Source organism: Polaromonas sp. P1_F6 (assembly GCF_056405695.1).
On the sequence record NZ_JBFUBQ010000001.1, the window covers coordinates 463,400 to 476,065 of the forward strand.

Consider the following 12,666-nt stretch of genomic DNA (forward strand, 5'->3'; position numbering starts at 1 on the left):
TGGGCCTTCTCGCAACGTCGTTGCCTACCTATGTATCAGTCTTCACATGCCTGCCCACATGACAAGGGCCAGTCTACTGGCGAGGTTCCCGTGAAGTTGACGGCTAACCCTTCCTTCGAATGGTCCCGCCTTCGGCGGTCCGCTTGAGTCAAACGTTAGGTGCACATACATGTCGGAAGTCTCACTTATCCGCAAGAGAACGATTGTTCGCCTCGCTCTTGCCTTTGCTGCGATATTGGCAGTCGGCATTTTTCTTTCCCGGAGCGGCTGGCACGGCTGGGCGTCTGGGCAAATCACGGTCTACCGCAAACTGGGCCCGTCCTTTATTGCGTATGCCGTCGGCCCTCATGCCGTAACATTCCAGTTCGAGGTGTGGTTGCGCATCATTTGCGGCGCATTGTTTGTACTCGTCGGTGCAGGTGGTCCTCTCGGGGTCGTGCTCGCTTCACCTTCACGTCGAGAGAAGGTATTCCTTGCGGCCACTGAGGCTGGCCTGCTCAAGCCGCAGGGCGTGAAAGTTCCAATGTGGCTTGTCGTCAGTATTCTGGCTGCACTCTTCGCGGTGTTCATTCATGCTGCCACCAAAGTCATCTAACCCTTCAGCCAAACGGACACACAACGGCGGGGCAGGCTTGCCCGCTTCGTCCGTATCGGTGGCGCCGTCACGTGCTGCTTACTTCAAACGTTAGGAGCCGAGAAACACATGCTCCACGACCCGTGGCTTAGCCGATGGCTTCCGATGCTCCAGGAGTCCGCTGGCTCACTGCCGGTGCTTGAGATCGGTTGTGGAACAGGCGCAGACACATCCACCCTGGTCGGTGCCGGCCTTTCCGTTCTCGCCTTCGATCTTTCCGCCACTTCTGTCGCCGCTGCGAGGCTCCGGGCGCCTCAGGCACGCATCTCATGCCAGGACATCAGAGATCCGTTTCCCCTTCTCCCTGGCGAAGCTGGTGCTGTTGTGGCAAGCCTCACCCTGCACTACTTTCCATGGCATGAAACCCTGGGACTTGTGAGCCGGATCAGGCAGACGCTCAAGCCGGGTGGGCTGCTCTTGTGCCGGCTGAACTCGGTCGAGGACAAGAACTTTGGAGCCACTGGGCATCCTGCCATTGAGCCGAACTACTACCTTGTTGACGGCCAGGCCAAGAGGTTCTTTGATGAGCAGGGCGTCGACGAACTGTTCGCAACCGGATGGCAGGTCTTGTCCAGGGAGCACCAAACGACTAACAAGTACGTTCGCAAGAAAGCGTTGTGGGAAGTCGTGGTCCAACGCGGCGCCTGACCCATCGTTCCAGCGGACCGCCTTCGGCTTGGCGCTGGGGCGAGATATTCCAAGGCCTGATCAAGGCCGCAGATCCTGCAGCGCCAGCCGGCTTTCAAAGCGTCGCTGTTCGCCTGTTACCGGGTCCATGAAGGCAATGGATTTGGCCAGCAACTGCAGCGGGTAGCGGTAATCGTCTTCCGGTGTCACTTCCACTGGTGGGTACATGCGGTCATTCATCAGCGGCAGGCCAAGCGCATTCATGTGCACGCGCAGCTGGTGCTTCTTGCCTGTTACGGGGCTGAGTGCATAGAGCGCTTGGCCGCCGCGTACTTCGATCACATCGATCAGCGTTTCGCTGTTGGGCTGGCCCTCTATTTCACGCTGCCGGAAAAAAGGCTCGTCTTCGACGATGCGGCTTTTGCGTGTGAGGGGAAAGCTGAGGTCGTTGCGCCATGGGGCCACGGCTTCGTAATGCTTGGTCACTTCATGCCGGCGAAACAGTGACTGGTAGGCATCGCGTTCAGCCGGGTTGACTGAGAACAGCACCAAGCCCGCGGTTTCGCGGTCGATGCGGTGGATGGGTACGAGGCCGTCGATGCCGAGCCGGTTTTTCAGGCGCACCAGCAGGGTCTCCTGCAGATAGTGGCCGGAGGGCGTCACAGGTAAAAAATGCGGCTTGTCGGCCACGACAAGGTGTTTGTCCTGGAACAGCACGGTCTCTTCAAAGGGAATGCGGGGCTCTTCGTCCAGCGCGCGGTAGTAGTACACGCGCATGTGGCCGCGGTAGGGCCGCTCGGCGGTGACGGCTTCGCCGAATTCATCCACCACCAGGCCGTCCCGCATGCGCTGCAGCCACACCTGGCGCGAGATGGCCGGGAAGCGTTCCACCAGAAAGTCAGTGATGCTGGGCCAGCTGCCGGCCGGAAGGCCGACGCAGCTGGGGCTGATGCCAGCCCGCGTGGCCAAACCATGCAGCCCGAGCTTGGGTGTTTTACTCACACCTGCGCAACCGCAAAATCAGGCACGGACAAACACGACGTCCCAGACGCCGTGCCCGAGCTTGATGCCGCGGTTTTCAAATTTGGTCAGTGGGCGGTAGGCTGGCTTGGGGGCATAGCCGCCGGCGCTGTTGTCTGCGGTGTTTTTCAGCATCGGCTCGGCGCCCAGCACTTCCAGGATCTGCTCGGCATAAGGCTGCCAGTCGGTGGCGCAGTGCAGGTAGCCGCCGGGTTTGAGGCGGGCCGCCAGCTTGGTGATCAGCGGCGGCTGGATCAGTCGGCGCTTGTTGTGCTTTTTCTTGTGCCAGGGGTCGGGGAAAAAGATGTGTGCGCCGTCGAGGCTGGCGCGGGGGAGCATGTCGTCAATCACTTCGACGGCATCGTGCTGCAGGATGCGGATGTTGGACAGGCTCTGCTCGTCGATACGCTTGAGCAGGGCGCCCACGCCGGGCGTATGCACTTCGCAGCAAATGAAGTTCTTCTCGGGCATCAGCGCGGCAATGTGCGCTGTCGCCTCGCCCATGCCAAACCCTATTTCGAGGATGGTGGGGGCGCTACGCCCAAAGGCTTTTTCAAAATCCAGCGCTGCATCGGCATATGGCAGCAAAAACTTCGGGCCCACATCGGCAAAGGCCTTGGCCTGGCCTGCCGTGGTGCGGCCGGTGCGGCGCACAAAGCTGCGGATGTTGTGGGGCGGGTGGGTGTCGGCGGGCGCGCCTTCGGGCGAGGCAGGCGGCACGGGGGGAAGGGTTTCAATCACTTGCCGATTTTAGTCGCCCAGAGTGGCGCGGCCAGTTGCAGCCAGGCGGCGGGTGTCGCGGCGTTGGCTATTCGCTCGACTTCCAGCCCCAGCGTTTGGCCCGCCTGGGCCAGCAGCGTCAGCGGTTGGGAGGTGTCCAGCGGCTGGGCACCGTTCTGCTTGGACAGCTTTTCGCCATTGGCGCCCAGCACCAGCGGCGTGTGCAGGTAGCGCGGCAGCGGCAAGCCGAGTGCGCGCTGCAGCAGGATTTGCCGCGCGGTATTGTCGGCAAGGTCTTCACCGCGGACGATGTCGGTGATGCCCTGGGCTGCATCGTCCACCACCACGGCCAGCTGGTAGGCCCAGAGGCCGTCCGCCCGTTTCAGGACAAAGTCGCCGACATCGCGGCCGACGTCTTGCATCTGTGTGCCCAGGCGGCGGTCGTCCCAGCGGACTTCGGCTTGTGCGGTAGCCAGCGGCGTGGCATCAGTTGCTATTAAATTAATAGCTGCTCGCGCAATACCTGATTGGGCCAGGGCGCTATTTGGCACATAATTTGGCGTCAAAAACCGCCATGCACGTGCAGCACGGCCATGCAGCCCGTTGCGGCAGGTGCCGGGGTACACCAGTTCGCCATGGCGTTCGCGTGGCTGCCCGGACGCGGCCAGCGCCCGCGCAATGTCCTGCCGTGTGCAGGCACAGGGGTAGGCCAGGCCGCGGGTGACCAGTGAATCCAGGGCGTTCTGGTACAGGGCGCCGCGTTGTGACTGGTAAACCGGTGCTTCATCGGGTACCAGGGCACAACAGGCGAGCTGTTCAAGAATGACGCGGTCTGCGCCCGGCACACAGCGCGGGGTATCGACATCTTCGATGCGTACCAGCCAGCGGCCGTGGTGCGCCCGGGCATCCAGCCAGCTGGCCAGGGCCGCCACCAGCGAGCCCGCGTGGAGCGGGCCTGTGGGAGAAGGCGCAAACCTACCTTTGTAGCCCGAGGCCATAAGCAGAAGAAACTATGAGAAAGCTAACCTGGCGGCCGCCGCGCCGGGCCGCCCCAAGCAAGGCCAGCCCCCTCGGGGGGCAGCGCAGTACGCGAAGCGACAAGCGTGGGGGCTAACAAACTTCGAGGGCCATCTCAAGGCCCGAGACAAAGCCATCTTCGACGCGGTGGCCGAGGCACCAGTCGCCGCACGCGCCAATGCGCGATTTGGCGTCCCAGGCGTGGGTTTTGCCCAGGGGTTGTTGCGTCTGGGCGTGGCGCCAGCGGTGCACCGCCGCATGCGGCGGCTGGGCGCGGATGCCGGTCACTTCTGTGAAGGCCTTCAGCAGCTTGGCCTTGACACGCTCGGCATCGTCTTCCAGGTGGCGTTCCGACCATTCCGGGCTGGCCTGCACGGTCCAGCGTTCGATCGGGCTGCGCCCAGGCTTGGACGATTCCCGCGCCAGCCAGGCAATGCGGTGGTGCGTGCTGCGCGCTGCATTCCAATGGGGCCCCAGGTGCGCCATGGTGGGCTGCATCGCTTGCGGAAAAGCCAGCATCAGTGTCCAGCAGGGCGCAACGCTGACCTCTGACAACTCGGCCACCAGGGGCTTGGCCTGTTGCGAGCTGAGCAACAGGGCCTGCGCCTGCGAAGACGGCACCGCCAGAATGACGGTGTCAAAGCCCGAATGCACGCGGCTGTCTGCGCCGGGCCCTTCGGTTTGCAATTGCCACTGGCTGGCGTGCAGCTTGTCGGGTTCGATCCGCATGACTTCGGTTTCCAGCGCGAGCTGGCCGGCGGCATCGAGGGGCTGGGCCCACAGCCGCACCAGTGCGTTCATGCCGGGTGAGGCGACCCAGTGGGCTTCCTTGGGCGGCAGCGCCGAGGCCACGACACGGCCCAGTTCATCGAGGATGCGCACGGTGTTGGCGCTCCAGGGCCGGACCAGCCCGGTAGCGGTGGCCAGGGCCTTTTCAAAGCGCGCGTCCCGCACGGTGAAATATTGCGTGCCGTGGTCAAAACCGCCGAATTCGCTTTCGCGTGTGGCCATCCGGCCGCCGGCGCCCCGGCTTTTTTCAAACACGGTGACGCGGTGCCCGGCCTGCACCAGGGTACGGGCGCAGGCAATGCCCGCAATGCCTGCGCCTATGACGGCAATGCGGCGCGGAGCCGCGGATTCAGGGGAGCGGATGGATTTTTTTGTCATGTCTTTGTACTTTGTGCGGTTTGACGAATGGGGTGCTGCGGATCGTTCAAGTGATTTGCGGCGTCCCGGCGTATGTCATCACATCTCAACCATAAACGAAAACTTCAGGAAGCTGTTCTACGCACACACTCTACACGCAGCCGCAGCGCATGCGCAGTTATTGCGTGCCACTACGGGTTTTCATGCAGACTGGTCGCGCTCCAGCAGGGCTTTTCGTGTGGCGGAATTTTCCAGTTGCTTCAGCCACCACTGCAGTGCCCGCCCGCCATGGCCGTCCACGGCGCGCAACCACGCATAACTCATGGGCACGAGGCGCGGGGCTCGCTGCATTTTTTTCTCGACCAGCCTGCCGGTGGCGACATGCGGACGCGCAAGGTATTCAGGCAGGAAGCCGCCGCCCAGGCCGCGCAGCTGGGCTTGCAGTTTTTCCTGCATGCCGGGCACCGTAAAAATGTCCTGGCCGCCGAGCAGGCCCACAGTGATGCCGCTGCCACGCTGCACGGAATCTGCCACGGCCACGGCCCGGTGGGGCATCAGCATCGCATCCGTTATCGGTTCAGCAGCTTTTGCCAGTGGGTGATGGGGCGCCACTGCGTAGATGAAATGAATGCTGCCCAGCGTCTTGTGCTGCACCGATGTATTGACGGACGGTTCCATGGCCACCCCGATGGCCAGGTCTGCCTGGCCTGAGGTAAGCGCTTCCAGCGTGCCTGAGAGCGCTTCTTCGCGGATCCGCAGGCGTGTGGGTGGGTTCAGGGCAAAAAAAGCCTCGCACAGCTCCATCACGGTGGTGCGCGAGATCACGCTGTCCACGGCCAGCGTAAGCTGCGGCTCCCAGCCGGTGGCGACGCGTTTGACGCGATTGGCCACGGCGTCGAGTTCGGCCAGCAATCGGTTGCCTTCACGCAGCAGTTCCTTGCCGGCCTCGGTCAGCTTGGCCTGGCGCGAAGAGCGGTCAAACAGCAGCACGTCCAGGGCGTCTTCCACCTGGCGGATGCGGTAGGTGAGGGCACTGGGAACGAGGCCCAGCTCGCGTGCCGCAGCTGCCATGCTGCCGGCCCGGTGCACGGCGCCAATCAGGCTGATGCTCTCGGGGGTCAGGGCATCGCGAATCCGGTTATTGCTCATTGGGAGAAATATCATTCAAATAATTTGAATGATGCCATCAAAACGCAGCAATGAAAAGCGGGCTGCCGGCGCCTACATTGGAGTCATTGCAACGCAGTTCAACGCACCTTGAAAGGAGCACCTCATGATGGCTTTAAGAACCTCCGGCGAACGCGGTTATGCCGACCACGGCTGGCTCAAATCTTTTCATTCCTTTTCGTTCGCCGGCTATTACGACCCGGCCCACATGGGTTTTGGCAACCTGCGCGTCATCAACGAAGACCGCATTGCCGCCGGCCGCGGCTTCGGCACCCATGGCCACAAGGACATGGAAATCATCAGCTATGTGCTGAGCGGTGAGCTGGCGCACAAAGACAGCATCGGCAACATCAAGGGCATCCCGCCCGGTGATGTGCAGCGCATGAGCGCGGGCACCGGCGTGCAGCACAGCGAGTTCAACCACGCAGACGGCCAGACCACGCATTTCCTGCAAATCTGGATTGAACCCAACGTGACCGGCATTCCCCCCAGCTACGAACAAAAAACGTTTGCCGATGCCGAAAAGCGCGGCACGTTGCGGCTGGTGGCTTCGCCCGACGGCAGCCAGGGCTCGGTGCTGATCCATGCCGATGCCAGGCTCTATGCAGGCCTCTTCAACGGCGCGGAAACCGCCACGCTGTCGCTCGACGCGAAACGCAAGACCTATGTGTTCCTGGTTCGCGGACAGCTTGAAGTCAACGGCCAGGTGCTGAAGGCCGGCGATGCCGCTGCGCTGCAGGCAGAAGGCACACTGCAACTGGGCCACGGCCAGGACGCCGAGGTGCTGGTGTTTGACCTGACGCCGTAACGCCCGGTCACATGCTGTAACCCATCACCCAGGTCAAGCGCCGAATGCTGGCAGCAGTATGGCGCTTGCCCAGAGTGTTTTTTTCCTCCATCATTTCCCCGTTTACTTTATTTATAAGGACTCGTCATGCTCAATTCCCTGCAAAACCCTCTCTCCCTGATCGGCCGCTTGCTGCTGGCCCTGCTGTTTGTGCCTGCCGGCTTCAGCAAGATCGCCGGCTTTGCCGGAACGGTTGGCTACATCGCCTCCAAAGGCGTGCCGCTGCCTGAAGTCGCTGCCGCCATTGCCATCGTGGTAGAGCTCGGCCTGGGCATCCTTTTGGCCGTGGGCTTCCAGACGCGCTGGGCCGCGCTGGCCATTGGCGTCTTCACCGTCGTCATCACCTGCGTCTTTCACGCGTTCTGGGTTGATCCTGCGCAACAGATGGCGTTCTTCAAGAACATGGCCATCGTCGGCGGCCTGTTCACCGTCGCAGCTTTTGGCGGCGGCGCCTGGAGCGTAGACGGCAAGACCAAAGGCTGATCCATCAACGGGGCTGCAGCTTTGGGCATGAAGCCCTGCTGCAGCCTTTTTGTTTGCCTGCTTTAGATTTCAACTCTCTGCCGCGAAAGACACCGAATGTCCAAAGTTGTCGTGATTTACCACTCCGGCTATGGCCACACCCAACGCATGGCGCAGTCAATCGCCGAAGGCGCAGGCGCTGAACTGGTGGCCATCAATGCCGACGGCGACCTGCCCGAAGGCGGCTGGGAAACCCTCGATGCCGCCACGGCCATCATCATGGGGTCACCCACCTACATGGGCAGTGTCAGCTGGCAGTTCAAGAAATTTGCCGATGCTTCGTCCAAACCCTGGTACACCCAGGCCTGGAAGGACAAGCTGTTTGCCGGTTTCACCAACAGCGCAGCCATGGGCGGTGACAAGATGTCGACGCTGAATTACCTCTTTACTTTGGCCATGCAGCATGGCGGCATCTGGGTCAGCCAGGGCGTACTGCCCAGCAACAGCAAGGCGGCGGTGCGCAGCGACACCAACTACCTTGGCTCTTACAGTGGCGCTGTCGCACAATCGCCATCGGATGCAGGTGCCGGCGAAATGAATGCAGGCGACCTGGAAAACGCCCGCAACTTCGGGCAGCGCGTGGCCGGTATCGCCGCGAGATTCGCTCCCTGAATCAGCTTTCTAAACCAGCTTTCTTTTTACAGGAATTGTCATGACCGTTGAACTCAGGCGCAACCCTCCGGCGGAGCTGGCCCAGCATCTGCAAATCCGCAGCCACGAGCTGATTACCGACGCTACGCTGGCAGAAGGCGGTGACGATGCCGGCCCCTCACCCCACGACCTGTATGACGCGGCGCTCGGCGCCTGCAAGGCCGTGACGGTGATGTGGTACGCCCGCAAGAAGGGGATTCCTGTCGATGAGATAAAAACGCGGGTTGAGCGGGACGACTCTCAGGAGCGCGCCGGTGTCTACAGGCTTGCCACCAAACTCCAGATCAAGGGCGCCCTGACGGATGCCCAGTTGCAGGAATTGCACACCGTGGCCCAGAAATGCCCGGTGCACAAGCTCATGAGCACGGTCACGACGGAAATCACGACGGATGTGGAGCGGCTGGCATGAGCGTTGCGCTGAAACTGACAGGACATCACAAAGACCTGGGCGGCGGCTTCATGGTGCGCCGCCTGCTGCCTTCCGCGCAGCAGCAGTCGGTTGGTCCTTTCATTTTCTTTGACCACTTTGGCCCGGTGACCGAACAACCCGGTACCAACCATGACGTACGGCCGCATCCGCACATCGGCCTGGCCACTGTGACCTATCTGTTCGAAGGCGCCATGATGCACCGCGACAGCATCGGCTCTGCCCAGCGCATAGAACCCGGTGCCATCAACTGGATGACGGCAGGGCGGGGCATTGTGCATTCAGAGCGCGCGCCCGACGACCTGCGTGACATCCCATATGTGAACCATGGCTTGCAGCTATGGGCTGCCTTGCCCGCAGAGTTTGAAGAAACAGCGCCGGGTTTTTCACACACGCCGGCGGACAGCATCCCAGAGGTATCCGTGGACGGTGCGGTGGTGCGTGTGCTGGTCGGTGAGGCATTCGGAAAAGTCTCGCCCGTCAAGACCTTCTCCAAAACTCTTTACCTGGATGTGGCGCTGGCGGCGGGCACGCCTTTCACGTTGCCGCCGCTGGCAGCGCAGATGGCTCTGTATGCGGTGGACGCCGACCTGCTGCTGGACGGCGAGCCGCTGGCAATGCACACGCTGGCGACCCTCTCGCCCGGCACAGCAGTACAGCTCAGCGCAAACACCCCGACGCGGCTGGTGGTGATTGGCGGCGACGCACTGGATGCACATCGCTTCATGTGGTGGAACTTTGTTTCCAGCCGCAAGGAACGTATCGTGCAGGCCGGCGAGGACTGGGCCGCCCAGGCCATGGGGCAGGTGCCCGGGGAGACTGAATTCATCCCGTTGCCTGAACGGAAATTCACTGCGGGCTGAGGCGCGATCAAAGCCTTTTCAGGGAAAGCGCAGCGTTTAAGATCACGCGATGCAAATTTTCAGCCTGCTTCCCTGGTCCGACTGGATGGCCATTGTCTGGTTCTTTGGCGGCTGGATGGGCTATGCATGGTTCGCCCGGCACTATGGGGTCAAACGGCCTTCGCTGCTGCGTACCACCAACCGTTACCGGCACCATTGGCTGATACAGGCCACGTCGCGCGACCCGCGCGTGATCGACGGCATCATCACGCAGAATCTTTCCAGCACACCGGCATTTTTCTCTTCAACCACGATCATCATCATCGGTGGGCTGTTCGCGCTGCTGGGCACCACCGACAAGGCGGCCGAGCTGGTGCGCGAAATCCCGTTTGCCGTGCGCACCTCGGTACTGATTTTCGACCTCAAGGTGCTGCTGATGGTGGCCGTGTTTGTTTATGCGTTTTTCCGCTTCAGCTGGTCCATGCGCCAATACACCTTTGTCGCTCTGCTGATTGGCTCCATGCCGTCGCCGCAGGAGTTTGAGGTGGGGAAGTTCGACCGTGAAGCGTTTGCCACGCGCGCCAGCCGCATGGTGAGCCTGGCGGCCGAAACCTTTAACGACGGGCTCCGGGCCTACTACTTCAGCTTCGGCATCATGGCCTGGTTTTTTTCCACCTTTGCGTTTGCGCTGGCCACCGCCGTGGTGGTGCTGATTTTGTACAACCGCGAATTCAACTCGGATGTGCTGGACGTGTTGCGCGAATAGCCTGACAGTGCTTCTCAGGGCCGGCCGTCGGGCAGGTCACGCGCCAGGCGCAGGCCGCTGAATTGCCAGCGGGCATCGGGCGGAAAAAAGTTGCGGTAGCTGGCACGTATGTGGCTTTGCGGCGTGGCGCAGGAGCCTCCGCGCAGCACAAACTGGTTGCACATGAACTTTCCGTTGTACTCACCCACCAGGCCTTCCCAGGGCTTGTAGCCGGGGTAGGGGTTGTAGTTGGACTGTGTCCATTCCCAGACGTCGCCATACATCTGCGCCGGCACACCCTGGCTTTCCTCCTGCTGTGGCAGGGGGTGGTATGCCGATTTTTCTACAAAATTGCCTTGCGGCACAGGGCTGGCCGCCACACTGCGTGCTGCCAGTTCCCACTCAAACTCTGTCGGCAGGCGTGCACCGGACCAGCGCGCAAAGGCATCGGCTTCGAAGTAGCTGAGATGGCAGGCCGGCGTGTTCGGGTCTACATCAATCAGCCCTTGCAGCGTGAAGTGCTGGTAGCGCCCACTGGAGCCCTGCCAGTAGAAGGGCAGGCTAACGCCGTTCTCAGTGACCCAGTCCCAGCCCATGGAAAGCCATAGCTCCGGGCGCTGATAGCCCCTGTCGGCGATGAAGGCCATGAACTCGCCGTTGGTGGCGGGCCGGCTGGCCAGCTCGAAGGCCGCCACATACACCTTGTGGCGCGGCGTTTCGTTGTCGAAGGCAAACCCACCGTCGCGTCCCGCGTCAAAGCCGTGTTCCACCAGACCCGCGTCGTGGCGCAGCCAGTCCACCGGTTGCGGATGTATGCCGGCAAGCGGCCAGCGGCTGGCATAGGCGGGACGTGCCGGATTGAAAGACAGCGCGTGTTTGATGTCTGTCAGCAGCAGTTCCTGGTGCTGTTGCTCGTGGTGCAGACCGAGGGTGACCAGTTCCGCTAATTCTCTGCGCTGCGCGGTGTCGGTGCCGGCCTCCACCTGTGCGATCACGGCCAACATGCACTGGTCGATCTGTGCGCGATAGGCCAGCACCTCATCGAGGGAGGGGCGGCTGATCAGTCCGCGTTTGGGCCGCGGGTACTTGTCGCCTACGCCGTTGTAGTAGCTGTTGAACAGCACCCTGAAGCCGGGATCAAACGGCTTGAAGTCCGGTTCAAACCGCTCGAGGATGAAAGTCTCGAAGAACCAGGTCAGGTGAGCCAGGTGCCATTTGGCAGGGCTGGCGTCCGGCATGGATTGGAGCTGGCAGTCTTCGGGGCTCAGGGGTTTGATCAGGGCTTCGGTTTGCTGGCGTACCGCGCTGAACCGAGTGGCCAATGCGGACGACCGGGCCTTGGCGCCGGGGATGCGTGAATGGGATGACTCGAGGGGCATGATGGCTACCGTGTATTTGGGGGCGGGCTCCGCCTCATTGGCATGCACAAAATAAAGCAGGGTGTGGATGTGACGGTGGTGAGCAACTAAAAGCTTCGCACGGCACTCATTCCTCAGCTGTCAGACAAGACCCCGAATGCTGGAGGTACAGCCAGGGGAACAGGCCTTGACAGTGGTTTGGCCACGGGATTGACCTGAGGTTTCAGCTCAGGGTCCAGCGCGCGCCGCTCGTCAAACACGAAACATTCACCGTCAAAATGCGCGCGTCCGCTTTCCTCGAAATACTTAAGGATGCCGCCCTCGAGCTGCCAGACGTTTTCCACCCCGGCTTCGCGCATGAGGATGGCTGCCTTTTCGCAGCGAATGCCGCCGGTGCAAAAACTCACGACAGTTTTGCCCGCAAGCTCTTGCCGGTGTGCCAGCAGGGCCTGGGGAAAATCGGTGAACTTGCTGATGCGCCAGTCGATGGCGTTTTTGAAAGTGCCGACATCGGCCTCAAAGTCATTGCGGGTGTCCAGCGTCACCACCGGGCGGCCGGTATCATCGCAGCCCGCGTCAAGCCATCGCTTGAGCGTGGCGGCGTCCACCGCCGGAGCGCGCCCAGCGGCCGGCTGGATAGCGGGGTGGTTCATGCGGATGATTTCCGGCTTGACTTTGACCAGCAGCTTGCGAAACGGCTGGGCAGCTGACCAGCTTTCCTTGGCTTGCAGGTCGCTGAAGCGGGCATCCTGTTTCAGCCATGCCAAAAAATCATGAATATCTGCCGCCGGGCCCGCCAGGAAGAGGTTGATTCCTTCTTCTGCCAGCAGTACCGTGCCTTTGATCGCGCGTTGTTGGAGCGCCTGTTCGATGCTGCCCTGCAGCATCGCAGGGTGCGCCAGCGTGACGAATTTATAGGCCGCAATGTTCAGGATTTGCATGA

15 protein-coding genes are annotated in these 12,666 nt (G+C 61.7%); 8 read left to right on the forward strand and 7 right to left on the reverse strand.

Annotation, left to right across the window (positions count from 1 at the left end; translation table 11 throughout):
* The first annotated feature begins 169 nt into the window (after positions 1-169).
* Positions 170-595, forward strand: a complete 426-nt coding sequence (locus AC1DY9_RS02200; RefSeq protein ID WP_477665697.1) for a hypothetical protein — start codon at positions 170-172, stop codon at positions 593-595.
* Between the two features lie 108 nt (positions 596-703).
* Positions 704-1,282: a class I SAM-dependent methyltransferase gene (locus AC1DY9_RS02205; RefSeq protein WP_477665698.1), complete on the forward strand. Its 579-nt coding sequence runs from the start codon at positions 704-706 to the stop codon at positions 1,280-1,282.
* 60 nt (positions 1,283-1,342) lie between these two features.
* On the opposite strand, the gene AC1DY9_RS02210 is transcribed toward AC1DY9_RS02205, so the two are convergent.
* The 5 genes from AC1DY9_RS02210 to AC1DY9_RS02230 form a co-directional block, all read right to left on the reverse strand.
* Entirely contained in the window at positions 1,343-2,263 is a 921-nt protein-coding gene (locus AC1DY9_RS02210) for an RluA family pseudouridine synthase (protein WP_477665699.1), read from the reverse strand.
* 18 nt (positions 2,264-2,281) lie between these two features.
* A complete protein-coding gene (gene trmB / locus AC1DY9_RS02215) occupies positions 2,282-3,022 on the reverse strand; it encodes a tRNA (guanosine(46)-N7)-methyltransferase TrmB (RefSeq protein WP_477665700.1) in 741 nt (246 codons plus the stop codon).
* The gene (gene gluQRS, locus AC1DY9_RS02220; RefSeq protein WP_457280225.1) at positions 3,019-3,999 is read right to left on the reverse strand and encodes a tRNA glutamyl-Q(34) synthetase GluQRS; all 981 of its coding nucleotides are present in this window, start codon (positions 3,997-3,999) and stop codon (positions 3,019-3,021) included. The genes trmB and gluQRS overlap by 4 nt, the downstream gene beginning before the upstream one ends.
* A 112-nt stretch (positions 4,000-4,111) precedes the next feature.
* The gene (locus AC1DY9_RS02225) at positions 4,112-5,185 is read right to left on the reverse strand and encodes an NAD(P)/FAD-dependent oxidoreductase (protein ID WP_457280226.1); all 1,074 of its coding nucleotides are present in this window, start codon (positions 5,183-5,185) and stop codon (positions 4,112-4,114) included.
* Positions 5,186-5,365: 180 nt separating this feature from the next.
* Positions 5,366-6,313, reverse strand: a complete 948-nt coding sequence (locus tag AC1DY9_RS02230; RefSeq protein WP_477665701.1) for a LysR family transcriptional regulator — start codon at positions 6,311-6,313, stop codon at positions 5,366-5,368.
* A gap of 124 nt (positions 6,314-6,437) precedes the next feature.
* Between AC1DY9_RS02230 and AC1DY9_RS02235 the strand changes: the two genes are divergently transcribed.
* The 6 genes from AC1DY9_RS02235 (at position 6,438) to AC1DY9_RS02260 (ending at position 10,386) form a co-directional block, all read left to right on the forward strand.
* The gene (locus AC1DY9_RS02235) at positions 6,438-7,139 is read left to right on the forward strand and encodes a pirin family protein (RefSeq protein ID WP_477665702.1); all 702 of its coding nucleotides are present in this window, start codon (positions 6,438-6,440) and stop codon (positions 7,137-7,139) included.
* 126 nt (positions 7,140-7,265) lie between these two features.
* Positions 7,266-7,661 carry a DoxX family protein gene (locus tag AC1DY9_RS02240; RefSeq protein WP_457280229.1) on the forward strand — a complete coding sequence of 132 codons (396 nt, stop codon included), beginning with the start codon at positions 7,266-7,268 and terminating at the stop codon, positions 7,659-7,661.
* Positions 7,662-7,757: 96 nt separating this feature from the next.
* Positions 7,758-8,312: a flavodoxin family protein gene (locus tag AC1DY9_RS02245; protein WP_477665703.1), complete on the forward strand. Its 555-nt coding sequence runs from the start codon at positions 7,758-7,760 to the stop codon at positions 8,310-8,312.
* A gap of 40 nt (positions 8,313-8,352) precedes the next feature.
* On the forward strand, positions 8,353-8,760 hold the full coding sequence (locus AC1DY9_RS02250; RefSeq protein WP_477665704.1) for an OsmC family protein: 408 nt from the start codon (positions 8,353-8,355) through the stop codon (positions 8,758-8,760).
* Positions 8,757-9,641: a pirin family protein gene (locus tag AC1DY9_RS02255; protein ID WP_457280232.1), complete on the forward strand. Its 885-nt coding sequence runs from the start codon at positions 8,757-8,759 to the stop codon at positions 9,639-9,641. The genes AC1DY9_RS02250 and AC1DY9_RS02255 overlap by 4 nt, the downstream gene beginning before the upstream one ends.
* Positions 9,642-9,690: 49 nt before the next feature.
* On the forward strand, positions 9,691-10,386 hold the full coding sequence (locus tag AC1DY9_RS02260; protein ID WP_457280233.1) for a DUF599 domain-containing protein: 696 nt from the start codon (positions 9,691-9,693) through the stop codon (positions 10,384-10,386).
* A 14-nt stretch (positions 10,387-10,400) separates the two neighbouring features.
* Here AC1DY9_RS02260 and egtB read toward each other — a convergent pair whose 3' ends face one another.
* Positions 10,401-11,744, reverse strand: coding sequence for an ergothioneine biosynthesis protein EgtB (egtB, locus tag AC1DY9_RS02265; protein ID WP_477665705.1), 1,344 nt, complete (start codon positions 11,742-11,744; stop codon positions 10,401-10,403).
* A gap of 113 nt (positions 11,745-11,857) precedes the next feature.
* Positions 11,858-12,664, reverse strand: a complete 807-nt coding sequence (locus AC1DY9_RS02270) for a sulfurtransferase (RefSeq protein ID WP_477665706.1) — start codon at positions 12,662-12,664, stop codon at positions 11,858-11,860.
* Between the last annotated feature and the right edge of the window lie 2 nt (positions 12,665-12,666).

Coding starts and splice junctions, on each gene's coding strand:
- AC1DY9_RS02200 (WP_477665697.1), top strand. CDS start 170: ATGTCGGAAGTCTCACTTATCCGCAAGAGAACGATTGTTCGCCTCGCT.
- AC1DY9_RS02205 (WP_477665698.1), top strand. CDS start 704: ATGCTCCACGACCCGTGGCTTAGCCGATGGCTTCCGATGCTCCAGGAG.
- gluQRS (WP_457280225.1), bottom strand. CDS start 3,999: ATGGCCTCGGGCTACAAAGGTAGGTTTGCGCCTTCTCCCACAGGCCCG.
- AC1DY9_RS02225 (WP_457280226.1), bottom strand. CDS start 5,185: ATGACAAAAAAATCCATCCGCTCCCCTGAATCCGCGGCTCCGCGCCGC.
- AC1DY9_RS02230 (WP_477665701.1), bottom strand. CDS start 6,313: ATGAGCAATAACCGGATTCGCGATGCCCTGACCCCCGAGAGCATCAGC.
- AC1DY9_RS02235 (WP_477665702.1), top strand. CDS start 6,438: ATGATGGCTTTAAGAACCTCCGGCGAACGCGGTTATGCCGACCACGGC.
- AC1DY9_RS02240 (WP_457280229.1), top strand. CDS start 7,266: ATGCTCAATTCCCTGCAAAACCCTCTCTCCCTGATCGGCCGCTTGCTG.
- AC1DY9_RS02245 (WP_477665703.1), top strand. CDS start 7,758: ATGTCCAAAGTTGTCGTGATTTACCACTCCGGCTATGGCCACACCCAA.
- AC1DY9_RS02250 (WP_477665704.1), top strand. CDS start 8,353: ATGACCGTTGAACTCAGGCGCAACCCTCCGGCGGAGCTGGCCCAGCAT.
- AC1DY9_RS02255 (WP_457280232.1), top strand. CDS start 8,757: ATGAGCGTTGCGCTGAAACTGACAGGACATCACAAAGACCTGGGCGGC.
- AC1DY9_RS02260 (WP_457280233.1), top strand. CDS start 9,691: ATGCAAATTTTCAGCCTGCTTCCCTGGTCCGACTGGATGGCCATTGTC.
- egtB (WP_477665705.1), bottom strand. CDS start 11,744: ATGCCCCTCGAGTCATCCCATTCACGCATCCCCGGCGCCAAGGCCCGG.
- AC1DY9_RS02270 (WP_477665706.1), bottom strand. CDS start 12,664: ATGCAAATCCTGAACATTGCGGCCTATAAATTCGTCACGCTGGCGCAC.